At 62.9% G+C, this 26609-nt stretch carries 22 protein-coding genes; 12 read left to right on the top strand and 10 right to left on the bottom strand.

Annotated features, from left to right (window positions below; all coding sequences use genetic code 11):
* Positions 1-100: 100 nt before the first annotated feature.
* Positions 101-1147, top strand: coding sequence for a tRNA dihydrouridine(20/20a) synthase DusA (dusA, locus tag ACYVG8_RS06265; protein ID WP_460745194.1), 1047 nt, complete (start codon positions 101-103; stop codon positions 1145-1147).
* 136 nt (positions 1148-1283) lie between these two features.
* Complete coding sequence (locus ACYVG8_RS06260) at positions 1284-2318, top strand: ABC transporter substrate-binding protein (RefSeq protein WP_199489779.1); 1035 nt, start codon at positions 1284-1286, stop codon at positions 2316-2318.
* A gap of 45 nt (positions 2319-2363) precedes the next feature.
* Here the strand turns inward: ACYVG8_RS06260 and xseA are convergent, their stop codons facing one another.
* Positions 2364-3710 carry an exodeoxyribonuclease VII large subunit gene (xseA, locus tag ACYVG8_RS06255; protein WP_107889604.1) on the bottom strand — a complete coding sequence of 449 codons (1347 nt, stop codon included), beginning with the start codon at positions 3708-3710 and terminating at the stop codon, positions 2364-2366.
* Between the two features lie 95 nt (positions 3711-3805).
* A complete protein-coding gene (locus ACYVG8_RS06250) occupies positions 3806-4018 on the bottom strand; it encodes a hypothetical protein (RefSeq protein ID WP_146745031.1) in 213 nt (70 codons plus the stop codon).
* A 52-nt stretch (positions 4019-4070) separates the two neighbouring features.
* Here ACYVG8_RS06250 and ACYVG8_RS06245 point away from each other — a divergent pair, with 52 nt between their 5' ends.
* The 7 genes from ACYVG8_RS06245 to ACYVG8_RS06215 all read left to right on the top strand — a co-directional run bounded on the left by ACYVG8_RS06245 (position 4071) and on the right by ACYVG8_RS06215 (position 9001).
* Positions 4071-4676, top strand: coding sequence for a MotA/TolQ/ExbB proton channel family protein (locus ACYVG8_RS06245; RefSeq protein ID WP_028499662.1), 606 nt, complete (start codon positions 4071-4073; stop codon positions 4674-4676).
* Entirely contained in the window at positions 4676-5101 is a 426-nt protein-coding gene (locus ACYVG8_RS06240; RefSeq protein ID WP_028499661.1) for an ExbD/TolR family protein, read from the top strand. The genes ACYVG8_RS06245 and ACYVG8_RS06240 overlap by 1 nt, the downstream gene beginning before the upstream one ends.
* A complete protein-coding gene (gene lpxK / locus ACYVG8_RS06235; RefSeq protein ID WP_107889605.1) occupies positions 5098-6096 on the top strand; it encodes a tetraacyldisaccharide 4'-kinase in 999 nt (332 codons plus the stop codon). Before ACYVG8_RS06240 ends, lpxK begins: the two co-directional genes overlap by 4 nt.
* A 6-nt stretch (positions 6097-6102) precedes the next feature.
* Positions 6103-6285, top strand: coding sequence for a Trm112 family protein (locus ACYVG8_RS06230; RefSeq protein WP_107889606.1), 183 nt, complete (start codon positions 6103-6105; stop codon positions 6283-6285).
* The gene (kdsB, locus tag ACYVG8_RS06225; protein ID WP_460745193.1) at positions 6285-7049 is read left to right on the top strand and encodes a 3-deoxy-manno-octulosonate cytidylyltransferase; all 765 of its coding nucleotides are present in this window, start codon (positions 6285-6287) and stop codon (positions 7047-7049) included. Before ACYVG8_RS06230 ends, kdsB begins: the two co-directional genes overlap by 1 nt.
* Positions 7050-7088: 39 nt before the next feature.
* On the top strand, positions 7089-7745 hold the full coding sequence (gene adk / locus ACYVG8_RS06220; protein WP_107889608.1) for an adenylate kinase: 657 nt from the start codon (positions 7089-7091) through the stop codon (positions 7743-7745).
* A 143-nt stretch (positions 7746-7888) separates the two neighbouring features.
* Positions 7889-9001, top strand: coding sequence for a glycosyltransferase family 4 protein (locus ACYVG8_RS06215; RefSeq protein ID WP_107889609.1), 1113 nt, complete (start codon positions 7889-7891; stop codon positions 8999-9001).
* A gap of 91 nt (positions 9002-9092) precedes the next feature.
* Here the strand turns inward: ACYVG8_RS06215 and ACYVG8_RS06210 are convergent, their stop codons facing one another.
* The 3 genes from ACYVG8_RS06210 to lgt all read right to left on the bottom strand — a co-directional run bounded on the left by ACYVG8_RS06210 (position 9093) and on the right by lgt (position 14742).
* Positions 9093-13394 (bottom strand): RHS repeat domain-containing protein, encoded by a 4302-nt coding sequence (locus tag ACYVG8_RS06210; protein ID WP_460745192.1) that lies wholly within the window; start codon positions 13392-13394, stop codon positions 9093-9095.
* 237 nt (positions 13395-13631) lie between these two features.
* Positions 13632-13811: a cbb3-type cytochrome oxidase assembly protein CcoS gene (gene ccoS, locus ACYVG8_RS06205; RefSeq protein ID WP_107889612.1), complete on the bottom strand. Its 180-nt coding sequence runs from the start codon at positions 13809-13811 to the stop codon at positions 13632-13634.
* 67 nt (positions 13812-13878) lie between these two features.
* A complete protein-coding gene (gene lgt, locus ACYVG8_RS06200) occupies positions 13879-14742 on the bottom strand; it encodes a prolipoprotein diacylglyceryl transferase (RefSeq protein WP_460745191.1) in 864 nt (287 codons plus the stop codon).
* Positions 14743-15042: 300 nt separating this feature from the next.
* On the opposite strand from lgt, the gene ilvD reads away from it, so the two are divergent.
* Positions 15043-16905 carry a dihydroxy-acid dehydratase gene (gene ilvD, locus ACYVG8_RS06195; protein WP_460745190.1) on the top strand — a complete coding sequence of 621 codons (1863 nt, stop codon included), beginning with the start codon at positions 15043-15045 and terminating at the stop codon, positions 16903-16905.
* Between the two features lie 149 nt (positions 16906-17054).
* On the opposite strand, the gene ACYVG8_RS06190 is transcribed toward ilvD, so the two are convergent.
* Positions 17055-17393, bottom strand: a complete 339-nt coding sequence (locus tag ACYVG8_RS06190; protein WP_028499651.1) for a P-II family nitrogen regulator — start codon at positions 17391-17393, stop codon at positions 17055-17057.
* Between the two features lie 115 nt (positions 17394-17508).
* Between ACYVG8_RS06190 and purL the strand changes: the two genes are divergently transcribed.
* The gene (gene purL, locus ACYVG8_RS06185; RefSeq protein ID WP_460745189.1) at positions 17509-21471 is read left to right on the top strand and encodes a phosphoribosylformylglycinamidine synthase; all 3963 of its coding nucleotides are present in this window, start codon (positions 17509-17511) and stop codon (positions 21469-21471) included.
* Positions 21472-21474: 3 nt separating this feature from the next.
* Here the strand turns inward: purL and ACYVG8_RS06180 are convergent, their stop codons facing one another.
* The gene (locus tag ACYVG8_RS06180; RefSeq protein WP_158537424.1) at positions 21475-22488 is read right to left on the bottom strand and encodes an RHS repeat-associated core domain-containing protein; all 1014 of its coding nucleotides are present in this window, start codon (positions 22486-22488) and stop codon (positions 21475-21477) included.
* A gap of 156 nt (positions 22489-22644) precedes the next feature.
* On the opposite strand from ACYVG8_RS06180, the gene ACYVG8_RS06175 reads away from it, so the two are divergent.
* Positions 22645-23124 carry an AtaL-like protein gene (locus ACYVG8_RS06175; RefSeq protein WP_112692335.1) on the top strand — a complete coding sequence of 160 codons (480 nt, stop codon included), beginning with the start codon at positions 22645-22647 and terminating at the stop codon, positions 23122-23124.
* 4 nt (positions 23125-23128) lie between these two features.
* Here ACYVG8_RS06175 and ACYVG8_RS06170 read toward each other — a convergent pair whose 3' ends face one another.
* The 3 genes from ACYVG8_RS06170 to ACYVG8_RS06160 all read right to left on the bottom strand — a co-directional run bounded on the left by ACYVG8_RS06170 (position 23129) and on the right by ACYVG8_RS06160 (position 26568).
* Positions 23129-23725, bottom strand: a complete 597-nt coding sequence (locus ACYVG8_RS06170; protein WP_107889622.1) for an HD domain-containing protein — start codon at positions 23723-23725, stop codon at positions 23129-23131.
* A 90-nt stretch (positions 23726-23815) separates the two neighbouring features.
* Positions 23816-25147 carry a branched-chain amino acid transport system II carrier protein gene (gene brnQ / locus ACYVG8_RS06165; protein ID WP_107890342.1) on the bottom strand — a complete coding sequence of 444 codons (1332 nt, stop codon included), beginning with the start codon at positions 25145-25147 and terminating at the stop codon, positions 23816-23818.
* Positions 25148-25419: 272 nt separating this feature from the next.
* A complete protein-coding gene (locus ACYVG8_RS06160; protein WP_460745188.1) occupies positions 25420-26568 on the bottom strand; it encodes a GGDEF domain-containing protein in 1149 nt (382 codons plus the stop codon).
* Between the last annotated feature and the right edge of the window lie 41 nt (positions 26569-26609).

The following is a 26609-nucleotide window of genomic DNA, read 5'->3' as shown; positions in this document are numbered from 1 at the left end:
GATTCCGGTGCTACGAAGATGCGTTGATCGGTGCTACAGCACCGAAAAGTAGCACGAAATGTAGCACAGAAGCGACGAAAACTGGCAAAAACAGGTAGAAATGGACAGCAACAAGATCGCTGCAGACAACGACAAAACCCAGTCAGGGCAAGGATTTGCCGGCCAGCTCCCGCCCCGCCGCGTTACCGTGGCGCCGATGCTGGACTGGACGGATCGTCATTACCGTGCCTTCGCCCGCCAGATCAGCCGCCACACCTGGCTATACACCGAAATGGTGACCACCGGTGCCCTGCTGCATGGTGATGTCGGCCGCCATCTGCGTTTCGATGCCTGTGAACACCCGCTGGCGCTGCAGCTTGGCGGTTCCGAACCGGCTGATCTGGCGCATTGTGCGCGGCTGGCCGAGACCTGGGGTTACGACGAGGTCAATCTGAATGTCGGCTGTCCGTCCGAGCGCGTGCAGCGCGGGGCGTTCGGTGCCTGTCTGATGAAGGAACCGACGCTGGTGGCCGATTGCGTGAAGGCGATGCGCGATGCGTGCAGCCTGCCGGTCACGGTCAAGCATCGCATCGGCGTCGACAAGGTCGACAGCTACGACTTCGTGTCCGACTTCGTCGGCGAGGTCGCGGAAGCCGGTTGCCGGACTTTTATCGTCCATGCACGCAATGCCATCCTCAAGGGACTGTCGCCAAAGGAAAACCGCGAGGTGCCGTCGCTGAAGTACGACTACGCGTACCGGCTCAAGGCCGAGCATCCCGAACTGGAAATCCTGATCAATGGTGGCATCCGCACCCTGGACGAGGTCGACGCGCATCTGGCGCATGTCGACGGCGTCATGATCGGCCGTGAGGCCTATCACAATCCCTATCTGCTGGCCGGCGTCGATGCCCGCTATTACGGTGACGACCACCCGCAAGCGGATCGCTGCGACATCATCGAGCGCTTTATTCCCTATGTGGATGCCCATCTGGCGTCCGGCGGGCGGGTGCGCGATATTGCCCGGCATACGCTGGGCCTGATGACCGGCCTGACCGGCGCGCGCCGCTTCCGCCAGATGCTGTCCGATGCGACGCTGCTGAACGGGGCCGACAGCGGCCTGTTCCTGCGCGCCCTCGACAGCGTCCGCCACGCGCGGACCGGCGCGTGATCCTTTCTGGCCGGGCGTGTCCCGGCCTGTCTGCCGCCCTCGCGCACCCGGTGCGCGGGGGCGGTTGTCCGTGGCGCATGGCGCCGAACTGTGGAGGTGAATCGAATTGAAGAAACTGGCCTGGTTGTTGACGCTCATGTCCGCCACCGCTCTGGCGGGAACCGGCGATGTGCTGCATCTGTACAACTGGAGCGGCTCACTGTCGCAAAAGATACTCGACGATTTCCAGCGGCAGTGCGCCTGCCGCGTGGTGCAGGATTTCTACGGTGACAACGAGGAGATGCTGGCCAAGCTGGCCAGCGGCGCCAGGGGTTACGACATGGTGTTTCCGTCCAGCTTCGTGATCCAGGCGATGGCCAAACAGCATCTGCTGCTGCCGCTTGACCACGGCAAGCTGCCGAATCTGCGCAATGTGGCGCCGGCCTATCTGAACCAGTCATACGATCCGGGCAACACCTATACCGTGCCGACCGTGCTCAGTCTGACCAGCGTCGGCTACAACGTCGAAGCGCTGAAAAAGCGCGGTGTCGATGCCGGCAGCTGGGCAGTGATCTTCGATCCGGCGGTGCTGGCGAAGGTCAAGGGCAAGGTCACGGTGCTGGACAGCTCGCGCGAAGTGTTCGCGGCGGCGCTGATGTACCTGGGCATCGACCCGAACACGCGCAATCTGGCCGACTATGACAAGGCCGCCGCGGTGATTCGCAAGGCCAGGCCGTACTGGGCGACGTTCTCCAATGCCAGTTACCTGAAGGAGCTGGCGGTCGGCAATATCTGGGTATCGCTCGGCTATTCGACCGAATTCTTCCAGGCGCAGGAAGATGCCCGCGCAGCGAAGCGCAAGTTCAGCATCGGCAATGTGCCGCAGCGCGAGGGCAATGAACTTGGCGTCGACACCATGGCGATCCTGAAGAGTGCACGCCGCCCGGATCTGGCGCTGCAGTTCATGAACTTCATGCTGGAAGGCCGCAATGCGGCGCAACTGACCAATCTGAATGGCGCGACCAATCCGGTCAGCACCGCCACGGCGTTTTTCCGGCCGGACCTGAAGGCGAATCCGGTCATCAACCCGGCGCCGGCCACGGTGCGGCAATGGACGGTGCTGCGCGAGCTGGAGCCGAAGGAGCGGCGCTATCTGACCCGGCTGTGGACCCGGGTCAAGGTGGGCTCGTAAAGCAGCAAAACGAGGGCGGATGCATGCAGCATCCGCCCTCGTTTCTTACAGCGGCAGCTCGTGCTGGCGTGGTGGATGGCTGATGCGCGCATCGACGCTGCCGTGCGCCAGCCGCAGCGTGACCCGTTCGTTTTGTGCCAGTTGCGCCGGATCGGTGGCGGCGTGGCCATCGGCGGTTTCGACAATGGCATAGCCGCGTGCCAGTACCGCCGCCGGGTTCAGGGCTGCCAGCTGGTCGGCCAGCCGGGCCAGCCGCTGGCGGTGCGTGTCCAGCAGGCCGTTGCGGGCACGGGTCAGCGCGGCGGCATCGCGGGCGAGTCTTTCGGCGCGACGCGGCAGGTCGGGGCTTGCACGGCGCAGCCGCTCGCCAAGTCCGTCGACCCGTTGCCGCGTGGACGCCAGCCGCGAGCGGATCAGCTGTTCCAGCAGCCGGCCATCGGCCGCCAGCCGCTCGCGCTGCTGGTTCAGTCGTGCACCCGGGTGGACCAGCCGGCGTCCAAGCTGGTCGAGCCGCTGTGCGGCGTTCTCCAGCCGGCGACGCAGCGCATGGTCGAGGTGACGACGCAGCTCCGCCAGCCGCGCCAGCATCGCGGCCCGGTCGGGGCTGGTCAGCTCGGCGGCAGCGGTTGGCGTCGGGGCGCGCAGGTCGGCAACGAAATCACAGATGGTGAAGTCGGTTTCGTGACCGACGCCGCTGACCACCGGCAGCGGACAGGCAAACACCGCCCGCGCCACCCGCTCATCATTAAATGACCACAGATCCTCGATGCTGCCGCCGCCCCGGCACACGATCAGCACATCGACTTCCTGGCGGGCGCCGGCGGCCTCGATGGCGGCGACGATCTGCGCCGGTGCGGCCTCACCCTGAACCTGGGCCGGGTACAGGATCAGCGGGATGCCCGGCGCCCGGCGGCGCAGGGTGGTGACGACATCGCGCAATGCGGCTGCGCGCGGCGAGGTCACGATGCCGATGGCGCGCGGGTGGGCCGGCAACGGCTTTTTGTGACGATTGTCGAACAAGCCCTCGATCGCCAGCCGGGCCTTCAGCTTCTCGAACGCTTCGAACAGCGCGCCCAGCCCGGCCTGGCGCAGCTCGGCCAGATTGACCTGGTAGTCGCCGCGCGGTTCGTACAGGGTGACCGTGCCGCGCGCTTCGACCCGCATGCCTTCCTTCGGTACAAAACCCAGCTGGGACAGGCGGTTGCGGAACATGACGGCACGGATCTGCGCCCGTTCGTCCTTCAGCGAGAAATAGGCATGACCGGACGCGGCCAGCGTCAGGTTGGAAATCTCGCCGGAGATCCACAGGGCCGGCAGGCCGGACTCCAGCAAGTCCCGCGCCAGGCGGTTGAGTTCGGAAACACTGATGACATTGGCGTCCGGGAAGGGCACGGGACGATTCTCCGTTGTGTTGTCAAGTCATCCACAAGCTTTTCCGGCGCTGGCGCGGGGTGGGCTGGCCGGGAGGAATGGCAAGAGAGGGTTGTTCAAGTCGTTGATTTTAAACGATTCTGAAAAATTGCACACAAAACAGGCAAATCAGCTGCAAGCCAGTATTGGCGCTGGCTGGAGCGGGGTGGGGGTACATTGCTCACAATGTTATCCACAGCTTTTGTGGATGACATGAAAAAATCCTTGCCGGACATGCATTTGGCTGCAATTTCACTTTTCAGGGAAATTTCTTCATGGTTGCCGGTCATCGCCGGCGTCGCGTAAAGTGTACCGTTTGCTAAAGCCCGGAGTCATGTACCCGTGTTGGCCATAATTGAAGCGGCCGGATGGCCGATCTGGTTTCTGATTCTTGCCTCGGTGATCGCGCTCGCCATCATCCTGGAACGGCTGTGGAGCCTGCGCGCCGCCGTGGTTGCCCCGCCATGCCTGCTCGACGAGACGCTGGACACCTGGCGCCGCCAGGGGGCCGATGACGGTCTGATCCGGCGCATGGCGTCCGGTGCGCCGCTGGCGCGCGTGCTGGCCGCCGGCCTGCGCAATGCCGAACAGCCGCGCGAAATCATGAAGGATGCGATCGAGGAGGCCGGGCGCGGCGTGTCGCCGGAGCTGGACCGTTTTCTGACCACGCTGGGCACCATCGCCGCCATGGCGCCGCTGCTTGGCCTGCTGGGTACCGTCTTCGGCATGATCGAAATCTTCGCGGCGCAGGGACCGGCCGGTGAGAACCCGATGCAGCTGGCGCACGGCATCTCCATTGCCCTGTACAACACGGCCTTCGGCCTGATCGTCGCCATCCCGAGCATGATCTTCTACCGCCATTTCCGTGCCCGTTCCGACCAATTGCTGCTCGACATGGAGCAGCAGGCGCTGCGACTGGTCGAAGTCGTGCATGCGGAGCCGCGCTGATGGACTTCCGTCGCGGTCGCCGGCGTGACGAGCCGGAAATCAACTTCATTCCGCTGATCGACCTGCTGCTGGTGGTGCTGATCTTCCTGATGGTGACCACCAGTTATTCGCGCTTTGCCGACCTCAAGCTGAACCTGCCGACCCTCGGTGCCCGGCCGGGCGTTGCCGCCACCGCGCCACTGGCGGTCGGACTGGACGCGAAGGGCGAGGTCCGCATCGGCGATGGCAAGACGCTCGCCCTGCCTGACGCCGCCACGCTGTCGAAGTTGCTGACAGCGGCGGCAGCCGGCAACGCCGACCATCCGCTGGTGATCTATGCCGACGAGATGACGCCGCACCGCAATGTGATGCGGGTGCTGGAAGCCGCCCGCCTGGCCGGCCTGAACCGGGTGACCTTCGCCGCGACCGCGCGTCGGGCATCATGAGCCTGTCCCGCCTGATCGAAGCGCACTGGTATGCGCCGCGCCCGCTATTGACGCTGTTGCTGGCGCCGCTGTCGGCCCTGTTTGTCCTGGTCAGCAGTGTGCGCCGCTGCGCGTATCGCCATGGCTGGTTGCGCTGCGAGCGCCTGCCGGTACCGGTGGTGGTGGTCGGCAACATCAATGTCGGCGGTGTCGGCAAGACACCGCTGACCCGCTATCTGGTTGATGCGCTGCGGGCGCAGGGGTGGCACCCCGGCGTGATCAGTCGCGGCTATGGTGGCAGCCACCAGGCGCCGATGGCCGTGACGGTGGACAGTGTGGCCGCTGAAGTCGGCGACGAGCCGCTGTTGCTGGCGACCACCGGCTGCCCGGTCTGGGTCGGCCGCGACCGCGTTGCTGCCGGACGCGCGCTGCTGGCGGCGCATCCCGATGTCGACGTGCTGCTGTCCGATGACGGGCTCCAGCATTACCGGCTGGCGCGCGATGTCGAGATCGCGGTGCTGGATGCCGCGCGCGGGCTCGGCAATGGCTGGCGGCTGCCCGCAGGCCCGCTGCGCGAGCCACGGGGCCGGCTGGCGACGGTCGACGCCGTGGTGAGCCACGGCGCGGCGCGGCCGGACCTGCTGCCGGCCGGCGTGCCGGGCTTCGTCATGACACTGCGCCCCGGGCGTTTCTGGCAACTGGTTGCACCGGACCGGTACTGCGAGGCCGCCGATCTGGCCGGGAAGGACTGCGCGGCCGTGGCCGGCATTGGCCATCCGGAGCGTTTCTTCGCCACGCTGGCGTCGCTGGGCCTGCATCCGCGCCAGTATGCGTTTCCCGACCACCATCACTATGCCGACGGCGACATGCCCGATGCCGACGCCATCCTGGTCACGGAAAAGGACGCGGTAAAACTGCGGCAGGGCAAGGATGCTAGAATCTGGGCTTTGCCGGTTGCCGCCGTGATGGAACCCGATCTCGGGCGCTGGCTGGCCCGAACCCTCGAAGGACTGTGACTGCACATGGACGCCAAACTGCTCGAAATCCTGGTCTGCCCGGTTTGCAAGGGCCCGCTCGTGTTGCGCAAGGACGCACAGGAACTGGTCTGCAAGGGCGATCGCCTGGCTTTCCCGATCCGGGACGATATCCCGGTCATGCTGGAAAGCGATGCGCGCGAACTCGCCGCAGACGAGGACGTCGGCTGATGCCGGCCGATTTCGTCGTCGTCATCCCGTCGCGGCTGAAATCGACCCGTCTGCCCGACAAGCCGCTGGCCGACATCGCCGGCAAGCCGATGGTGGTGCGCGTGGCCGAGCAGGCGGCGCGCAGCCGCGCCGGCCGCGTGGTGGTGGCGACCGATCATCCGCGCATCCTGGCGGCCTGCAGCGAACACGGTGTCGAGGCGGTCATGACCGCCGCCGACCACCCGAGCGGCACCGACCGGCTGGCCGAGGTCGCCGATCTGCTGGCGCTGGCCGACGGCCAGATCGTCGTCAATGTGCAGGGCGACGAACCGCTGATCGAGCCCGGGGTGATCGACTGCGTGGCCGCAGCCCTGGATGACAGCGACGCGCCGATGTCGACCGCTGCGCACCCGCTGGACAATGCGGCGGACTTCTTCAGCCCGAATGTGGTCAAAGTCGTACTTGACCGTCATAACCGCGCCCTTTACTTTAGCCGGGCACCACTGCCCTGGGCGCGCGACGCCTTTGCGACGGACCGGTCCGTGCTGCCGGCGGACCACCCCGCCCTGCGGCACGTCGGCATCTACGCCTACCGGGCGGGATTCCTGCGCCAGTACCGCGAGCTGTCCCCCGCACCGATCGAGAGCATCGAAGCCCTCGAACAGTTGCGGGTGCTGTGGCACGGCTTCCCGATCACGGTTGCCACGCTGGCCGGCGCGCCTGCACCCGGTGTCGACACGCCCGACGATCTCGAGCGTGTCCGCCGGCTGTTCGCTGCCCGATGACACAAGAACACGATTGTCTTTTCTACGTTGGAGTCACACATGAAACTGATCCTGTTGGGCGCACCGGGTGCCGGCAAGGGCACCCAGGCCAAGTACATCACCGAAAAATTCGCCATTCCGCAAATCTCCACCGGCGACATGCTGCGCGCTGCGGTCAAGGCCGGCACGCCGCTGGGCCTGGAAGCGAAAAAAGTGATGGATGCAGGCGGGCTGGTCTCGGATGAAATCATCATCGGTCTGGTCAAGGAACGCATCACCCAGGCCGACTGCGCCAACGGTTTCCTGTTCGACGGCTTCCCGCGCACCATCCCGCAGGCGGAAGCGATGAAGGCTGCCGGCGTGAACATCGACTACGTGGTCGAGATCGACGTGCCGGACAGCGAGATCGTCGAGCGCATGTCGGGCCGCCGCATCCACCTGCCGTCGGGCCGTACCTACCATATCAAGTTCAACCCGCCGAAAGTGGCCGGCAAGGACGACGAAACCGGAGAAGACCTGGTCCAGCGCCCGGACGACGACGCTGCGACGGTCAAGAAACGCCTCGACATCTACCACGAACAGACCGAAGTGCTGGTCGGTTACTACTCCGACATGGCCGCATCCGGCGACAGGACCGCGCCGAAGTACGTGAAGATTCCGGGCGTGGGCTCGGTCGACGGCATCCGCGACGCGATCTTCCGCGCGCTGGGCGCGTAAACCGCATCGCTGCCCGAAACACCCGGCCCCGTCTTCATGGCGGGGCTTTTTGTCTGTTTGCGGGGGCTGGTGCATTGTTTCATTGACAAAGCCTGCTGCCTGGCGACAAGGTAAAGAAGTCAGTTCCCGACCCGGAGCCCGTCATGGACACGGCGCTGTATACCCCGTCACCGGCCACACCGCAGCAGCGTTGGCCGCTCCGTCGTCTCGGCTGGGTGGCGGAGGCGACCGTGCCGGACCCGCTTGGTGTGCAGTCGGCCTGGCAGCAGGCGCTGACGCGGGTCGGCATTACCGTGGTGCCGGTCAGCCCCCGTCCCGGTGCCCGCTGGTGGCCGGCGGCATTGCGGCGGCCGTGGCGGCTCAGGGGGCTGCCGCGCGCCCACTGGCCGTGGCTGGGCGCGGCGCGCGAGATGGCGGCCATCCTGCGGGCGGAAAAAGTCGACAGCCTGCTGCTGGGAGGGGACGCGCAATCGGTCTGGCTGGGGCGTGCCCTGCACCGCGAGCTGGGGATTCCCTGTCTGTGGTGGGCGCGCACCGGGCTGGCCAGCCCGCCGGCGGACGGACAGGTGCTGTGCGACAGTTTCTATGCGCAGGCGCACTGGCTGGCTGCAGGTGGCGTGCCGGCCGCCGTGCTGGTGCCGCCGGCCATCGACCTGCTTCGTCACGACTGGCAGCCGCCGCGGGCCCGCAGCGGGGCATTCAGGCTGATGGCGGTCGGCCCGCTGGTCGCCGCCAGTGGCCACGCCACCCTGCTGGAAGCGATGGCGAAGCTGGTCAAGGCTGCTTACCCGCTCCAGTTGCTGCTGATTGGCGACGGGCCGCTGGCCGGCGAGCTGAAAAGCCGGGCTGACCAGCTGAATCTGTCTTCACGGATCGAATGGCTGCCGTCAGCGCCGGCTGCGGCATTGCGCACTCGCCTGCGCGGCGTCGATGCACTGGTCGAACCGGCGTTGCTGCCGGGCAGCGGAGAGGCGTTGCTGGTCGGCATGGCGCAGGGCCTGCCTTGCGTGGCAACACGGATCGGTGCGGTGCCGGAGCGACTGCGTGAAGGCGTGGATGGTTTGCTGGTGCCCCCGGCCGACGCCGATTCGCTTGCCCATGCCATTGCCCGGCTGGTCGATTCGCCGGAGTTTGCGCTGGCACTCAGTTGTACGGCCAGGCGGCACATGGAGGAGCGGCATGAAGCCAGCCGCGTGGCGGTGCAGTGGGCTGACTGGCTGAAGGCTGGACAGGTAGCCTGCGCAGACCGGGCATGAATCTCGCCGCAGAAAACGGACGAATTCTCCGCTGCCGGAAATGAAAGGGGCCGGATTCCGCCAATGCGGCGGTCGGTGTCCACCTTGTCTGCTATGCGGGGGGATGGGGAATTTCACGGGTTTCCACCATTTTATCTGTCTTCTTGTTGTATTTGTACATGGGAAAGATCAGATTTACGCTGCTTTGCGTTCTGAATACAAATCCGTAAGCATTTTGCCCCTGCAGATAGAAGCGGTATTGGGGGACGTAAACCCTCGATAGTGGTCCCCTTTCCATTCTCTCCATCTGCGGAAAGTACTCGCCTATTGCGATCTGGCTGCCGTTTGATTGATTGAGGCAGGGGTAGGTTGTTATTTTCTGATCCGGGCTGATGCTGCTTATCATCAGTGTTTCATTGTTGCCACGATGAAAAATATTGTACAACTTTGTTGTGGCTCTTGATTTGTCGATGTAAATGCATTCTGCGATGACTTCATTGAACAGGTAGTATCGGCAATTTATCTCTGTTTGTCCGGTTCCCGGATACTTTTCTATGGTCAGAATCATGTCGTTGGCATCGTAGTGGTAAGCCGAATTCAAATAATTCGTTGATGTGCTGCTCGACTTTTTGATGGATGAAAAGTTTGTCTCTCCAGTATAGGTGTATGTGGTTTCATTTCTGGTAACGGGTTCGTCAGTGGCCTCGAAGGTCACATTGCCTTCGCTGTCAGTGGTATAGCTGACTGTGGTTGCCTTGCCGTAAGGTTGACCTCTGCTGTCAATGGCCTGTCGAGTGATTTTTCCCAGCGTGATATTGTCTGTGTAATCGTAAGTGATGCGCAATCTTCCGGTTGAATGCTCGGCATCGATTGTCATGATGTTTCCGGATGTGCTGTATGAGAAAGATTGTGAATTTATCCAGTGGGAAAATGGATCTTGAAAATTTATGTTTCCGGATTTTTGCCATTTTGACAGAGATCCTGATTGTGTGTATTTGTAATGTTCTGTCCAGCTTAATGCATGTGTGCCGCCAGTGGTGGTAATGACTTTTTTCAACAAATCCATCTGGTTGTAAGCAAGTTGCTGCTCGATGATGGGGGAGGTGAGTTTGGTGCATAAATGTTTTCTGCTTTTTAGCAGATTGAATTCGGCGTAGGAAAACAAGGTGCGAATCCGCGCAAAATACTGTGCATTCCGATCGGTGACAGGGGTGGCTGTACTACTGCCATCCCCGACGTGGCCGTAGATATCCAGATTGGTCAAATTTCCCGTTTCATCTCGCGTGTAATCAGTCCTGGAGCGGAGTTGATTGTTGATCAAGTATTCTTCCCGGACCAGGAAGCCGCCATTGGACTGGTAGGCATAGCGCTTGGTGATGATGACGGTTTTTCTGGTATCATCCGGATCAATCAACTGGACATCCGCCTTGAGGGGAAGCCCCCGGACCGTTGAGATGATGGTGTTTTTGTAAGGCTGCCTTCTGGCCACGACTGGCAGGGAATAGTTTCCTTTTTCACTGGCCAGATTGTTGAAGTCATCATAGCCAAATTCCCGGGTATGGCTTTCGGTCACGTTGCGGGCACTGGCTGGCAGGCCACTTCCCTGCAGAAATGTATATTCACGGCTTCCTGTCGGGGCGGGGGAAGGGTCCTGCGTGCTGGGGCTCGGTGTGACCGTTCTTGCCGCAAGCTGGTTCAGCCCGGCATTGTATGTGTATGTGAATGTCCGGCCGCCGTTGATGGCGACGGTACGCGGTTGTGTCAGGAGCGTGGAGCCGGCATATGTGCTTTGGGTTATCGCCTTGCCCACGGTTGAAGAAATTTCCCGACTCAGCCCGTCGTAGCGGCGCTCTCCCATCAGATTATCATCAACACTGATTATGGTGACCAGCGCCGCTGTGGTATGGGGGGCATACTGATAGGTTTTTCTGCCGCTGGTACTTCCCTTTTGCGTGAGGGTGCGGCCGAGCACATCATAGGTGTAGTCCAGCGTTTCTCCCTGGGAATGTGCATGAGTCAAAATATTCCAGTAGCCATCGTAGTAGAATCTCTCCACATCGCCAGTGACTGTTTTGCCTTTCCAGTTTGAACTGCGTGTGCGCTTGATAATGGCACCCTGATTGTTGTAGACGGATTTGATTTCACTGTCCCCTGGCTGATGCAGCACGCTGATGGTATTTCCCAGAAAGTCATACGTATAACTGTCATTGCTCATGTCCGGATTTTTTTGGGACAGCAGCTCGTCAAAAATATTCCATTGGTAGTTTGTTGTTGCGCTCAGGCTGATTTTTTTATCCTGGCTGTAATCATGAGTAATGCTTTTCTCGAGCTGGAGCAGGGTGTTGTACGTGTTCTCAACCATCAGGAATTCTTTGATTGTGGGCACCCCTTTCGGGTCCGTTGTGGTCAACCTATAGCTTTCAGTCAACAGGTCCCCCCGATTGTTCACGGTGGTGACTCGGTCAAAACACTCCCGGCTGTCCCGCGTGCGCGTCTCTCCAGCGGCTGGGGCATAGCTGGTTGTGATCGTTGCCTGGTCACTCGCACCTGGTCCCCAGGGGCGTATCGTTTTGGTCGGGCGCCCCAGTGCATCATACGAGAACAGGCTGGTCAGGTTATTTTCATCCGTTGACTGCATGAGGTCACCCGTATCAGCCGCATACACTTCGACATGAGAACTTTTTACCGGGACGCTGGGCGTATCATCAAACCCGATCTGGCTGTTGATAATGTTGATGCTGTTGCCGGAGGCCGTCGTGCTGATCGTGGTCGTGGTGGTGAACGAAGGGGCAGTGCCATACAGCATGGTGAACGCTGTCTTGATCAGCGTGCCATAGAACGCACTGCTGGTGTCGGTCTGATATGTGTGTTTTTCTTTGGTCCAGTCGATAAGTATCTCGCGCTGCCCCCGGGCGAGAGCTGAAAACGTTACTTCACTCGGCTGAATCAGATTGGTATTGGCAATGGCGATATAAGTGTAGGTATATATGCGCAGGTAATTTGGTGTGTTGCTGAATGGTGTAGTGGTTTTTTTATTCAGGTAATTGACAAAACCGCCCGGATCAGGAGGGCAATATACAATACCTTGCTGGATTGAACCGGATGAGGGATAATACGTGTAGTCATCCACGGTGCCATCCGGGTTGGTGCACCTGGTAATATTTGAATAGTTGTCGTAGCGATACTGGGTGTCGTATGAAATCTGTTGCAGCTGTTTTGTCGTCGTGTTGTAATCCTGGCGTATTTTCTTGATGGTAACGGGCAGCATAAAGGTCGATGATTGGGAAGAAATGCCGCTGTTGGCTACCAGCTGGTATTCATATTTGACGAGCTTCCCCGGTTTGTTACTGTCTGGATAATCTTCGGGGGCCATCGGCTGTTCACTGAGCAGCAAGTAGAATTTGTTATAGCTGCACAAAATCTTTCTTTTATTGTCAGTGGTGGCTGTGGTGCTGAAGGAAAAGCTGTCTGGCAGGGATTCCAGATTGTCAACACCATTTTGCCAGGTCGTGACCTGCGGGTATCCGGTGTAATTTGCCGTCGATAATGAATAGATGGTTTTGATGAAAGTTTCTTTTTGATAGGTGCCAGAAATATTGAATTCTACGGAACTGACTGTATATATGCTGCCTGGCATGCCAGGCGGAGCCATTATCGTTTTATACTTTATGACGTCGTGTTGATAGCTGTCTATCGTCGATGCCATGTCCGTGATATACAGATATTTCTCATTGTGTGATTGATACTTGGCGGTGTACAGCTCCAGAAGGCCAATGCCGATAAAGGTGGTCACAGAAGCCAGAGACCGGAGCCTGGTATTGGCAATGATCAGGGTTTCATAGGCAATTGATCCTCTGGGTGTGGTCACGACATGCTTCGTTCCCTGCCAGGTGCTGGATACCATATATCCCTTGCCTGTCCGGTTCTGGTTTTCATCCTGAATGCTGAATGACTGGTCTGCGTACCAGTTGAAGTAGATTTTTTTGTTGTTGGGGGCGGTGAGGGTGCGGATCTGGTAATTGACCAGCTCCTCGATAAAACCGTTTTTATAGATAATGGTATATTGCCCGGTTCCGGTCGTGGTGCAGTTGAAAGTCAGGGTGTTTTTGTATTGCAGATTGACGGTGTTGCCACTGACAGAAAGAATGCGATAACGCTGGCCATTGGCCAGAATCAATGTGCTTGCACCGTTTTCAACATCGACCCTGGTCAGCGTCAATTCCCAGCCGACACCAAAACCATAGTCATTGGCATTGAACTGGTTGAAACGCAGCGCCAGATCGAGCGTGGGCCCCTGCAGCTGGCAGGAGGGCAGGCTGGCAATGGGAATCGTGCGAATATACATGCCTGTGCAGGGTTCAACACCATTGACTGTCCAGTCGATCATGTTGAATACATTCGAATCGAATAACATGGTTTGCTCCCGTTGACGTGGGGCGAATGGGGGGCGTGCGGAGACTTCAATGGCGCAGCCAGGGCAGTGGGCTGCGATCCAGTTACAGGCGGAGAGGCAGAAGAAGCGGGATAGCCGGTATCAGGCGGTTCGCCTTATCAACTTATGCCATGCGTCACGGGGAAGAAACGCGGATTGGCGACTTTCCGACAGGCGTTTGTGCGAATGCGGGGTGGGAGCAGAAGGGCCGGGACGGGCTCAGCGATCGTTGCGATCAGCGGCGTCGGCGTGCTCGGGCTTGTCATCATCCATCAGCACGCTGTGGCCAGGGCCTTCCAGATCGTCGAACTGGCCGGAGTGGGTCGCCCACCAGAACAGCGCGCCGATGCAGAACACCAGCAGGATGCTCAACGGAATCAACAGGTAAAGACTTTCCATGGCGACGATGTCCTGATCCGGGAACGGGTTGGCCCGCCGCGGAGGAGCGGCGGGCAGATGAACGAGCTTAGCGCGAGAAGCTGTTGCCAGCCTGACGGTGCGCCCACTGCCACAGCGCGGCGCCGGCCACCACCATCGGCAGGGACAGCCACTGTCCCATCGACAGGTGCATGACCAGCAGGCCGAGGAAGTCGTCCGGCTCGCGGGCGAACTCGGCGATAAAGCGGAATGCACCGTAACCGATCAGGAACAGCGCCGAGGCGGCGGCGCGCGGACGCGGACGTGCGGTATAGCACCACAGGATCACGAACAGCAGCATGCCTTCCAGCGCGAACTGGTACAGCTGCGACGGGTGCCGCGGCAGGGCGCCATACTGGGCCAGCCATTCATGCCACTGCGGATTGCCTGCCGCCGCGTGCAGATCCTCGCTGCGTGCCTGCGGGAACAGCATCGCCCACGGTCGCGACGGATCGGTAATGCGACCCCACAGCTCGCCGTTGATGAAGTTGCCGATCCGGCCGGTGGCCAGGCCGAGCGGCACCAGCGGCGCGACGAAGTCGGTGATGTCCCAGAAGCTCAGCCGGTGCTTGCGGGCGAACAGCGCGCAGGCGACCAGCACGCCGAGGAAGCCGCCGTGGAACGACATGCCGCCTTCCCACACCTTGAGGATGCTGAGCGGATCGGCCAGGTAGTCGCCAAGCTTGTAGAACAGCACATAGCCGAGCCGGCCGCCGAAAATCACGCCAAGCACGCCCCAGAACAGCAGGTCGTCGAGCATCTTGCCGGTAAAGGCGGTGTGGCCTTTCCGGATGCGCAGATTGCCGAGCACGATGAAAAGAATGAATCCCACCAGGTACATCAGACCGTACCAGCGAATCGCCAGAGGACCGATGCTGATGGCAATCGGATCGAACTGCGGATGAGTCAGCATGCCTGAACCTTGGCCCTGTAGAGAAAGGCGGCATTATATAGCGGGAACTGCCGGTTTTTCGTTTCACCGGCGGAGACTTCCGGCCGCCCGCATTTCCGCGCACAATGTGGCGAGCTCGCAGGTACATCCACAGCCGTACCCAGGTTTCTCCCGCGACCCGACGCGCATGGCGCCGGGCCGGCCGGGCCAGCGCGCGCGGTGACCCCGACGCGACGCGACAGACAACAGAAACGGGGGCGCCAGGCCATCTGGCAGCCGCACCCGACTACATCAATTGCTGAAGGGAAAAGGGACAGCTCCATGCCCGCTTATCGTTCCAGAACCTCGACCCACGGTCGCAACATGGCCGGTGCCCGCGCACTGTGGCGCGCTACCGGCATGTCGGACGGTGATTTCGGCAAGCCGATCATTGCCATTGCCAACTCGTTCACCCAGTTCGTGCCGGGTCATGTCCACCTGCACAACCTGGGCCAGCTGGTCGCGCGCGAGATCGAGAAAGCCGGCGGCATCGCCAAGGAATTCAACACCATCGCCATCGATGATGGCATCGCCATGGGCCACGGCGGCATGCTGTACAGCCTGCCGTCGCGCGACCTGATTGCCGACAGCGTCGAATACATGGTCAATGCGCACTGCGCCGATGCGCTGGTGTGCATCTCGAACTGTGACAAGATCACCCCGGGCATGCTGATGGCCGCCTTGCGGCTGAACATCCCGGTCATCTTCGTGTCCGGCGGCCCGATGGAGGCCGGCAAGGTGCAGTGGGGCGACACGGTGCGCAAGCTCGACCTGGTCGATGCCATGGTCGAAGCCGCCAATGACCAGGTCAGCGACGAGGACGTCGACCGGGTCGAACGCAGTGCCTGTCCGACCTGCGGCAGCTGCTCGGGCATGTTTACTGCCAACTCGATGAACTGCCTGACCGAGGCGCTGGGCCTGTCGCTGCCGGGCAATGGCTCGCTGGTCGCCACGCATGCGGACCGCAAGGCGCTGTTCCTCGAAGCCGGCCGGACCATCGTCGACCTGGCCCGCCGCTATTACGAGCAGGACGACGCGACGGTCCTGCCGCGCGCGATCGCCACCAAGGCCGCGTTCGAGAACGCCATGAGCCTGGATGTGGCCATGGGCGGCTCGACCAATACCGTGCTGCATCTGCTGGCCGCCGCCAGTGAAGCCGGCGTCGACTTCCGGATGGCCGACATCGACCGTATCTCGCGCCGCGTGCCATGCCTGTGCAAGGTCGCGCCGGCCACGCAGAAATATCACATGGAAGACGTGCACCGCGCCGGCGGCGTGCTCGGCATCCTTGGCGAACTGGACCGGCTGGGCAAGATCGAACGCCATGTGCCGAGCGTGCATGCGCCGACGCTGGGCGATGCGCTCGACCGCTGGGACATCAAGCGTCCGGGCTGCGACGATCGGGCGCGCGAGCGCTTCCGCGCGGCGCCGGGCGGGGTGCGCACCACGCTGGCCTTCAGCCAGAGCATGCGCTACCCGTCGCTCGACGACGATCGTGCTGACGGCTGCATCCGCGATGGTGCACACGCCTACTCGCAGGACGGCGGCCTGGCGGTGCTGTACGGCAATATTGCCGAACGCGGCTGCATCGTGAAGACGGCCGGGGTCGACGAGTCGATTCTGAAGTTCACGGGCCGGGTGCGGATTTTCGAAAGCCAGGATGCGGCCGTGGCCAGCATCCTCGACGAGCAGATCGTTGCCGGCGATCTGGTGCTGATCCGCTATGAAGGTCCGAAGGGCGGTCCGGGCATGCAGGAGATGCTGTATCCGACCAGTTACCTGAAGTCCAAGGGACTGGGCAAGGCATGCGCACTGCTGACCGATGGCCGTTTCTCCGGTGGTACCTCCGGCCTGTCCATCGGCCACGTCAGCCCGGAAGCGGCCGAGGGTGGGGCGATCGGTCTGGCGGAAGAGGGCGACAGCATTGAAATCGACATCCCGAACCGCAGCATCCGCCTGGTCGTGAGCGATGACGAGCTGACGCGCCGGCGCGCCGCCATGGAGGCGCGTGGTGCCGATGCGTGGAAGCCGGTCGGTCGTGACCGGGTCGTGACGCCGGCCCTGCGCGCCTATGCGGCCATGACCACCAGTGCGGACACCGGTGCGGTGCGCGACGTCAGCCAGATCGAACGCGGCGTGCGCTAGAAAAAAGCCCCTCGCGGCGTTGTCGCGAGGGGCTTTGACCGCCCATAAACCCCTCCCGCGAAGAACGGACGGGCGTTCCCTTGCGGTGGCGGGACCGGGCAGGATTCCATCAGGCAGAGTACCGCGCCCGGCTGTGCGCAGTGTGCAGCCTAGACCGCGCTTTCGCCGGTTTCGCCGGTGCGGATGCGGACCACCTGTTCGACCGGGAACACGAAGATCTTGCCATCGCCGATCTTGCCGGTGCGGGCAGCGTTGGTGATCGACTCGATCGCGCGGTCGACCAGATCGTCGGCCAGCACCAGTTCGATCTTCACCTTCGGCAGGAAGTCGACGACGTACTCGGCGCCACGGTACAGCTCGGTGTGGCCCTTCTGGCGACCGAACCCCTTGACCTCGGTGACCGTCAGGCCGTTGACGCCGAGCTCGGACAGGGACTCGCGGACCTCGTCGAGCTTGAACGGTTTGATAATGGCCTCGATCTTCTTCACGGTATTCTCCTGATTTTGATGGGCATCAACCCATAGTGGATGTTGCCCAGTTCATGGGGGCAGCGTTAATACTGTATCATGCACGGCTTGATTTCATTACGATGCGAGTGTCGCAATGCCCGTCATTTCCAAGCTCCGAGGCGGTTCCGCCTTGTCCTCGTTCCGCAGCGAAAAGCTGGAACGTTCGGCCGCAGAAGCCGGTCTCCCCGGCCTGTCCGTGCGGGCCGAGTTCTGGCATTTCATTGAGAGCGATACCGAGCTTAGCGCCGAAGAACTGGCTACGCTGGATCGCCTGCTGACCTATGGTGAATCCGCACTGGACGACGCGCCCGCCGGCGACCTGTTCCTGGTGCTGCCCCGTCTGGGTACCGTATCGCCATGGTCGTCCAAGGCGACCGACATTGCCAGCCATTGCGGTCTGGCCCAGGTTCGCCGCCTTGAGCGCGGGGTGGCCTGGTACGTCGAGGCCGGCCATCCGCTGGATGCCGCGCAGCGCGCGACGCTGTCCGCACTGCTGGCCGACCGCATGACCGAACAGGTCTGGGACGACTTTGCCGCCGCTGACCGCCTGTTCGAACATGTCGCGCCCCGCCCGCTGGCCCACGTCGACGTGCTGACCGGCGGCCGTGCCGCCCTGGAGGCCGCCAACCGGGAAATGGGCCTGGCGCTGTCGGTCGACGAAATTGATTACTTGTTCGACAATTTCAGTGCCATGCAGCGCAATCCGACCGACGTCGAACTGATGATGTTCGCGCAGGCGAACAGCGAGCATTGCCGGCACAAGATCTTCAACGCCGATTTCATTATCGACGGTGAAGCGCAGGCCAGGAGCCTGTTCCGCATGATCCGCGACACCCATGACGCCCACCCGCAGGGCACGCTGGTTGCGTACAAGGACAACTCGTCGGTGATCGAGGGCGGTTTCATCGACCGCTTCTATCCGGTCGCCGGCCACTACGGCTACGCGTACAACACCGAGCCGACCCATATCCTGATGAAGGTCGAGACCCACAACCACCCGACGGCGATCTCGCCGTTCCCGGGGGCGGCGACCGGCTCCGGCGGGGAAATCCGCGACGAAGGCGCCACCGGTCGCGGCTCGCGCCCGAAGGCCGGCCTGACCGGTTTCACCACCTCGAACCTGAACATTCCCGGTTTTGTCCAGCCGTGGGAAGTCCATTCCGACACCGCCAGTGAATACGGCCGCCCGGCACGCATCGCCAGCGCGTTGCAGATCATGCTTGACGGCCCGATCGGTGGCGCGGCGTTCAACAATGAATTCGGCCGCCCGAACCTGACCGGTTATTTCCGTACCTTCGAACAGACCTTCGAGGGCGAAGTGCGCGGCTATCACAAGCCGATCATGATCGCCGGCGGCCTGGGCAATATCCAGGGCCGTCATGTCGAGAAGGACGGGCTGCCTGAAGGCGCGCTGCTGATCGTGCTCGGTGGTCCGGGCTTCCTGATCGGCCTGGGCGGCGGGGCGGCATCGTCGATGGACACCGGCTCGAACGTGGCCGACCTGGACTTCGATTCGGTCCAGCGCGGCAATCCGGAAATCGAGCGCCGTGCGCAGGAAGTCATCGACCGCTGCTGGCAGATGGGCGAACAGAACCCGATCCTGTCGATTCACGACGTCGGCGCCGGTGGTCTGTCCAACGCGCTGCCGGAGCTGATCAACGACGCCGGCCGTGGCGGCCTGATCGAGCTGCGTCGGGTGCTGATCGAAGAGACCGGCATGTCGCCGAAGGAAATCTGGTGCAACGAATCGCAGGAGCGCTATGTGCTCGCGGTAGCACCGGAATCGATGGCGGTATTCCGCGACCTGGCCGACCGCGAGCGCTGCCCGTTTGCCGTGGTCGGCACGGCGACGGCCAAGCGCCAGCTGCAGGTGCTCGACAGCCTGTTCGGCAACAGCGCGGTCGATATGCCGCTCGACGTGCTGCTCGGCAAGCCGCCGCGCATGACGCGTGACGTGCAGCGGATCGAGCGTCCGTTCCGCGTGTTCGACGCCTCGCGCTACGAACTGAAGGAAACCGCCTACCGCGTGCTGCGGCTGCCGGCGGTGGCCAGCAAGAATTTCCTGATCACCATTGGTGACCGTACCGTTGGCGGCATGACCGCGCGCGACCAGATGGTCGGTCGCTGGCAGGTGCCGGTCGCTGACGTGGCGGTGACTGCCATGGGCTTCAACAGCTATCGCGGCGAAGCGATGGCGATGGGCGAGCGCACGCCGACCGCGCTGTTCAACCCGGCGGCCAGCGGCCGCCTGGCCGTGGCCGAGGCGATCACCAATATCGCCGCTACCTATATCGGTCAGGGCAACATCGGCAATATCAAGCTGTCGGCGAACTGGATGGCTGCAGCCGGCCATCCCGGCGAGGAAGCCGCGCTGTACGACACCGTCGATGCCGTGTCCAGACTGTGCCAGCGCATCGGCGTGTCGATCCCGGTCGGCAAGGACTCGCTGTCGATGAAGACGGTGTGGCAGGAGGATGGCGAGCAGAAGGCCGTGACCGCGCCGCTGTCGCTGGTGATTACCGCCTTCGCGCCGGTCGAGGACATCAAGCGCACGGTGACGCCGGCGCTGAATGCCGACGGCGATACCGACCTGATCCTGATCGACCTCGGTCATGGCCGTTGCGCGCTGGGCGGTTCGGCTTTCAGCCAGGTGTATCGCGACATGCTGGGCCGCGCGCCTGACCTCGACCAGCCGGGCGAACTGATTGCCCTGTTCGAGACGGTCCAGTCGCTGCTGCGCGACAAGCTGCTGACCGCCTACCATGACCGCTCCGACGGCGGCCTGTTCGCCACGCTGGCGGAAATGATGTTCGCCGGCCATGTCGGCGTCACCATCGACATCGACGAACTGGCGATCGAACGCAAGGTGACGCAGCGCGTCATCAATGACTTCACCCAGTCTGATCCGGGTCAGGCCGACCATGCACGCAATATGCGTGTGCTGTTCACCGAGGAAATCGGTGTCGTGCTGCAGGTGAAGAAGGCGCATACCTCGGAAGCCATTTCGCGCTTCACCCGCGCCGGTCTTGGCCGCGCGCTGTTCGTTATCGGCTCGACCAACAAGGCGGACAAGCTGATTGTCCGTCGCGGCGGCAAGCCGATCTTCGACGAGGCCCGCCACGATCTGTTCAAGGCCTGGAGCGAGACCAGCTGGCAGCTGCAGCGGCTGCGCGACAACCCGGCCTGCGCCGACAGCGAATATGCGCTGCTGGCCGACACCGCGGCCACGCGCCTCGATGCGCGGCTGTCGTTCGACGTCAATGACAACCCGGCCGCGCCGTTCATCGCCACCGGCAGCCGCCCGCGCATTGCCATCCTGCGCGAGCAGGGGGTCAACGGGCAGCTGGAAATGGCCGCCGCCTTTGATCGCGCCGGTTTTGCCGCCGTCGACGTTCACATGAGCGACATCATTGCCGGCCGCGTTTCGCTGCACGACTTCAAGGGGCTGGCCGCCTGCGGTGGCTTCAGCTATGGCGACGTGCTTGGTGCCGGTGAAGGCTGGGCCAAGTCCATCCTGTTCAATGCCCGGGCACGCGACGAGTTCGAGCACTTCTTTGCCCGCAATGACGTGTTTGCCCTTGGCGTGTGCAACGGCTGCCAGATGATGTCGAACCTGTCCGAAATCATCCCGGGTGCCGAGGCATGGCCGAAGTTCCACCGCAATGCGTCCGAACAGTTCGAGGCCCGCTTCAGCATGGTCGAGATCCAGGACAGCCCGTCGATCCTGCTGGCCGATATGGCCGGCAGCCGGCTGCCGGTGGTGGTCAGCCATGGTGAAGGCCGTGCGGTGTTCGCGCCGGGTGCACAGGACAAGGCCATCGTGTCGCTGCGCTATGTCGACGGCCGCGGCCTGGCGACCGAGCGCTATCCGCTGAACCCGAACGGCTCGCCGGCCGGCATCACCAGCGTGACCACGGAAGACGGTCGCTTCACCATCATGATGCCGCACCCGGAACGCGTGTTCCGTACGGTGCAGAACTCGTGGCATCCGGCCGACTGGGGCGAAAACGGCGCCTGGTTCCGCATGTTCGCCAATGCGCGGAAGTGGCTGGGCTGAGGTTCAGATGAAGGCCGTGGGGTTCCTCAGGAACACCAGCGGCCGCATCAGCATCGATCCTGCCTCGTTGAGCACGGCGGTCCTGGTGGCCGCCATGCCGACCTGCGGGGAGAACAGGGTGCGCTGCGTGCTGCCGCTGACGACTGTCCCCTGCGCCATGGAGTTGACCCGGCCGTAGTAGCCGATGGTATTCCGTCCGGTCAGATTGGCGATGCGCTGTGCCTGTGACGCATGGCGTCCGCCAACCGCGCTGTAGCAGGATGCCAGGCGCAATGGCTTGTCCGTGCGTTCCAGGCCGGCCTGCAGCAACTGACGACCCAGTGTGCCGCCCGACACCGGCGAGCTGGTCTGGGTGGTGAACGGCGCGCCATGGGAATTGATGACGTCACAGTAGTCGTCGGCCTGCAGCGTCATCTTGCCGATGCGGACATCGCCGGATGTCAGCGCGGCATTGCGCGAGGCGATGCGCCCGGTGGCCAGCAGTTTGCCGGCCGCAGTGGCGCCGACGGCGGTCAGTCCGGCACCGATCCCCATGCCGACAGATATCAGGCCGAGCAGGCGCGACAGTTCCGGATCCCGTTCCTCAAAGGCGGCGGACAGGATGCCGGTCAGGCCGCTGCCCACGCCGAGCAGCATTGAACTGGCCGCCATGACATAGGCCAGGCCGGCCAGCACACCGGCAGCCAGGCCGAAACTCAGGATGCTCAGGAAAATGTTCAGGGCGCCAAGCCACAGGACGTTCGTGGCCCACTCGCTGAGAAAGCCGCTCGGGTCGCTGTGATTGATCGGGTCGTTGCCGCAAAACCCATACGCATTGGTGCCGCCGGCCGAAAACGGGCTGAACGGGTCCATGGACAGGAAACTCTGCATGGTGGGCGCATAGCTGCGCACACCGTTGCCCAGGTGATACAGCTGGCTGCGTGGACCGATCCAGTCGAGGCGCTCGCCATGCATGCCGATCAGTGGACGCGCGTCCGTTAGCGGCCTGTTCTGAAGACGATAGGGGGCGGTGGACATGGTCATTCCCGCGGCAGTCTGGCATTCCCCCTGTATAGGCCAGCAGGGGACCGGGCCGGCAAACGGGCGACCGGTGGCGAAGGGCCCTTGTCCCGCAGGGGTTTGCCACCATCTTCAGCAGATTGATTTTTTGCGGCACTGCCGGATGGATGGAACATGCAGTACGAACACCTGATCGAAGTCAACGACCCGAACAACCCGATGCTGACGCAACTGACGCGCCAGCAGCTGTGGCGCGGGCTGATCCATCGCATCGAGGCACCGGGCGAGTTCCTGCCCGGCGTCGAGGCGGTTACCCTGGTCAGCCGCAGCGACGTGCACATCGAACGCGTCATGCAGCTGGGGGCGCTGAGCGTGCATGACCGCATCGACCTCGAACACGAGCAGCGGCTGCACTATCACACCCGCGCCGGCAGCAATCACCTGGGCGGCGAACTGGTGGTGACGATAGAGGAGCCGGACGAGGGGCACCTGTTCGTGCGCTTTCGCTACGACACGCCGGTGGCCGATCTGCCGGAAGATGGCGTCGACTACGTAGGCTATCTGAAGGCCGCCTATCGCAAGATGGATGCCGAGGCGATCGGTCTGATTCGCGAGCTGGCCGCAACGGACCGGCTGGACGGACCGGCCGCCTGAGCGATCAGCCGAAGAAACCGGCCGCGTCGGCCGAGTCCAGCTTGTCGCGCAGCCAGTCGGCGGCAAGCGGACAGCCGAGCGCGACCTGGGACACGGCGCGTGCCAGCACCTGTGCCTTGCTGACACCATTTTCGCGCCAGCTCTGGCCGCCGAGCGCCAGATTCAGCAGCACCGGCATCAGCCGGTCCATGGCATGGGCGAACCGCGCTTCCGGCGTGCGCTGATCCTCGAATTCCTGCCAGATGTCAAAGAAGGTCGCTGCCTGCGCGTCGGGCAGCAGACCGAAGATGCGCTGTACCGCCGCGCGCTCGGCCTGCTCGCGCTCGGCGCCATGGTGGTTGTCGCCGTACAGGATGGCATCGCCGGTGTCGATCTCGGCCAGATCGTGCAGCAGCAGCATCCTGATCACCTTGTCGGTATCGACCGGCTCGGTGGCATGCCGGGTCAGGGTCAGCGCCAGCAGCGCAACCTGCCAGCTGTGCTCGGCAGTATTCTCGTAGCGATCGAGCGTGACCGGCTTGTTCTTGCGCAGAACGGCCTTGAGCCGGTCGATCTCGATGATGAAGGCGAACTGTTGCTCAAGCTGGGAAAAATCTGACATGGCGGCGCTGACTGAAAGCGGAAACCGCCGATTTTACCGGCTGCCGGCGCAACAGGGCAGCGCCCCGTGCGCGGCAGGCCGTTTCTGGTGTCAGCTGTCCTGCGCCACCGTCCGTTCGGCATGGCGCGGCACGAAGCGGTCGGCCAGGGCGCAGCAGACCAGCACCGTCAGCGACGGCACCAGCCAGCTCATGCCTTCGCTGGCCAGCGGCAGGGCGGCGACCTGATCCAGTCCCCAGGCTTCCAGACCGGCGGCCTTGATGCCGTCGGCGATGCCGAACAGCAGGGCAATCGCCATGGTCGGCGCGACCACCAGTCGCGGCGAGCGCCACTTCGACTCGACAAAGCTGAGCAGGATCATGACGATGCACGGCGGGTAGACGGCGGTCAGCACCGGCAGCGATACCCGCAGCAGCGCATCCAGACCCATATTCGATACCAGCAGCGAGAACAGGGCGGTGGTGATGGCGATCTTGTTGTATGACACGCCGAGCAGTTCGCTGAAGAATTCGCTGAAGGCGGTGATCAGGCCGACGGCCGTGACCAGGCAGGCAATGCCGATCAGCACGGCGAGGAAGGTGCTGCCGCCGGTGCCGAAGGTGTGCTGGACATAGGCGTGCAGCAGCGCGGCGCCGTTGCTGGCGTCGCTGGCAATGCCATGGCTGGTATTGCCGAGCTGGAACAGGCTCAGGTAGACCAGCACCAGACCGGTGCCGGCGATCAGGCCGGCAATCACGGTGTAGCGGGCAATCGAGCGGGTCGAGGTGATGCCGCGCGAGCGGATGGCGTTGGCGATGACCAGGCCGAACATCAGCGCGCCCAGCGTGTCCATGGTCTGGTAGCCGGCAACCATGCCCTGGGACAGGGCGCTGTCCTGATAGCTGGCGGCGACCGGGCCGACGGTGCCGGCCGGCCACAGACAGGCGGCGACGCCAAGGATGGCCAGGGCGGCGATCTTCAGCGGGGCCAGGCACTTGCCGACGCTGTCGAGCAGGCGACCCGGCTTCAGCGAGATCAGCAGGACCAGTACGAAATAGATGATCGAGAACAGCAGCAGGTGCAGGTCGCTGTGGCCGAGTGCCGGCGCGATTCCGGCCTCATAGGTGACCACGGCCGTGCGCGGAACGGCGAACAGCGGACCGATGGCGAGGTAGCAGACTACCGCCAGCACCATGCCGGCGGTGCGGCCCAGCGGCAGGGTCAGCCGGCCCAGTCCGCCCCCGGCGCGGGCCATGGCGACCACGGTGGCGATCGGCAGGCCGACGGCGGTGATCAGGAAGCCGGCGGCGGCAGGCCAGACCTGGCTGCCGGACTCGAAACCGACCATCGGCGGGAAGATGATGTTGCCTGCACCCACAAAAAGGGCAAAGGTCATGAAGCCCAGGGCAATGATGTCCTGGACGGAAAGGGTTTCGCGATTCATAGACGACGGCACGCTGCGGAAAATGAAAAAACCGTCCGTCGGCCGGAGGGCGCGAGGGAACGGGTCCATGCAAGAAGAAATTCTGTCCGACAAGCAGTCAATCCGTGGATTGCACGGAAATGAGGGCTAATGCTGGGAATCTGGTCATGCGCAGCGAACCGTTTTGCAATTCGCATAAATGCCAGTGAAAAATGTGAGTAAATACTATGCTCTAGCCGCGCAAATCGCAATATGAGTTGCTGCTCATGCACCGCTGCGGTGCCGGATTTTTCTCAGGCGGGCTGCAAAACGGTGCGGTTGCGACCGGCATGCTTGGCTGCGTACAGCAGGCTGTCGGCACGGGCGAGGCTGTCGGCCAGCGTTTCGTACGGATGGCAGGTCACCACGCCGAAGCTGGCCGTGATCTGCCGTGATGCCGGCACCAGCGGAAAAGTGCTCTGGGCAAACTCGGCGCGCAGGCGCTCGGCAAAGCCCAGCCCGCCGTCCAGATCGGTGTTGGCGAGCAGAATGGCGAATTCCTCGCCGCCGATGCGACCGGCGGCATCGTCCGGCCGCAGCCGGTGCCGTACCAGCGTACCGAAGGTCTCCAGCACGGCGTCGCCGGCGGCATGGCCGAACGCATCGTTGACCCGCTTGAAGTGGTCGATGTCACAGATAATGACGCAGACCGGGTGAAAGCCGGGGTCCCGCAGACGATGGGTGGCCTGGCTGTCGAAGCCGCGGCGGTTCAGCAGGCGCGTCAGCACATCCTGGTCGCGTTCGCGGCTCAGCAGCTCGATCCGGTCCAGCATCATCGCCGTCAGCAGGGTCAGCGCCAGCAGCACGCTGAAAATCAGCAACGACATCTGCAGCGTGAGCCAGAACGGCGAATGGCCGTACTGGTCCGGCAGCGGCGACAGCGGCTTCAGCGCCAGCAGCATGCGCGGGATGAAGCCGAGCGCGAAAGCCAGAAACACCCAGAACACCGCCCGGTCGATCCGTCGCCGCCGCGATGCCGGATGCAGCTGCAGCGCGGTCAGCAGGAACAGGATGAAGAAGCCGAAGTTGTGCAGGCGGACGCGCCGGGTCAGATCCGGCGTGACATAGCACAGCACATAGGTGGCGCCGACCATCCCCGCCAGCATCAGAATGGCCAGTGGCAGCGGCAGATGCCGGCCCGCGCGGCGCAGGGCCCCGTCGGCCAGCAGCAGGGCGCTGAGCGTGTACAGCGTGACCGACAGCATGGCGTTCAGCGACAGATCGCCCGGCACCGCCAGGATCTGCATGGACATGCCGCCGGCGAACAGCGCATAGCTGCCGGCCAGGTGCAGCAGATGGCGTTCGCTGCGCGAGGTGTGCCAGGCGAACAGGAAGCCGCTGGCGAACAGCAAGGCGATGCCGGGGGCGCCGAGCATCAGGATCTGCAGAGTGGATAACGTCAAGATCAGCAGCCCGGGAGTAGGGACATGATGTTGGTCATGGT

Source organism: Microvirgula curvata (assembly GCF_054781615.1).
This window is presented reverse-complemented; position numbering and strand designations above follow the sequence as displayed.

What these genes read in the sequence shown, in the direction of transcription:
- dusA (WP_460745194.1), top strand. Translation starts at nt 101, where the DNA reads ATGGACAGCAACAAGATCGCTGCAGACAACGACAAAACCCAGTCAGGG.
- ACYVG8_RS06260 (WP_199489779.1), top strand. Translation starts at nt 1,284, where the DNA reads ATGTCCGCCACCGCTCTGGCGGGAACCGGCGATGTGCTGCATCTGTAC.
- ACYVG8_RS06250 (WP_146745031.1), bottom strand. Translation starts at nt 4,018, where the DNA reads ATGACCGGCAACCATGAAGAAATTTCCCTGAAAAGTGAAATTGCAGCC.
- ACYVG8_RS06240 (WP_028499661.1), top strand. Translation starts at nt 4,676, where the DNA reads ATGGACTTCCGTCGCGGTCGCCGGCGTGACGAGCCGGAAATCAACTTC.
- lpxK (WP_107889605.1), top strand. Translation starts at nt 5,098, where the DNA reads ATGAGCCTGTCCCGCCTGATCGAAGCGCACTGGTATGCGCCGCGCCCG.
- ACYVG8_RS06230 (WP_107889606.1), top strand. Translation starts at nt 6,103, where the DNA reads ATGGACGCCAAACTGCTCGAAATCCTGGTCTGCCCGGTTTGCAAGGGC.
- kdsB (WP_460745193.1), top strand. Translation starts at nt 6,285, where the DNA reads ATGCCGGCCGATTTCGTCGTCGTCATCCCGTCGCGGCTGAAATCGACC.
- adk (WP_107889608.1), top strand. Translation starts at nt 7,089, where the DNA reads ATGAAACTGATCCTGTTGGGCGCACCGGGTGCCGGCAAGGGCACCCAG.
- ACYVG8_RS06215 (WP_107889609.1), top strand. Translation starts at nt 7,889, where the DNA reads ATGGACACGGCGCTGTATACCCCGTCACCGGCCACACCGCAGCAGCGT.
- ACYVG8_RS06210 (WP_460745192.1), bottom strand. Translation starts at nt 13,394, where the DNA reads ATGTTATTCGATTCGAATGTATTCAACATGATCGACTGGACAGTCAAT.
- ccoS (WP_107889612.1), bottom strand. Translation starts at nt 13,811, where the DNA reads ATGGAAAGTCTTTACCTGTTGATTCCGTTGAGCATCCTGCTGGTGTTC.
- lgt (WP_460745191.1), bottom strand. Translation starts at nt 14,742, where the DNA reads ATGCTGACTCATCCGCAGTTCGATCCGATTGCCATCAGCATCGGTCCT.
- ilvD (WP_460745190.1), top strand. Translation starts at nt 15,043, where the DNA reads ATGCCCGCTTATCGTTCCAGAACCTCGACCCACGGTCGCAACATGGCC.
- purL (WP_460745189.1), top strand. Translation starts at nt 17,509, where the DNA reads ATGCCCGTCATTTCCAAGCTCCGAGGCGGTTCCGCCTTGTCCTCGTTC.
- ACYVG8_RS06180 (WP_158537424.1), bottom strand. Translation starts at nt 22,488, where the DNA reads ATGTCCACCGCCCCCTATCGTCTTCAGAACAGGCCGCTAACGGACGCG.
- ACYVG8_RS06175 (WP_112692335.1), top strand. Translation starts at nt 22,645, where the DNA reads ATGCAGTACGAACACCTGATCGAAGTCAACGACCCGAACAACCCGATG.
- ACYVG8_RS06170 (WP_107889622.1), bottom strand. Translation starts at nt 23,725, where the DNA reads ATGTCAGATTTTTCCCAGCTTGAGCAACAGTTCGCCTTCATCATCGAG.
- brnQ (WP_107890342.1), bottom strand. Translation starts at nt 25,147, where the DNA reads ATGAATCGCGAAACCCTTTCCGTCCAGGACATCATTGCCCTGGGCTTC.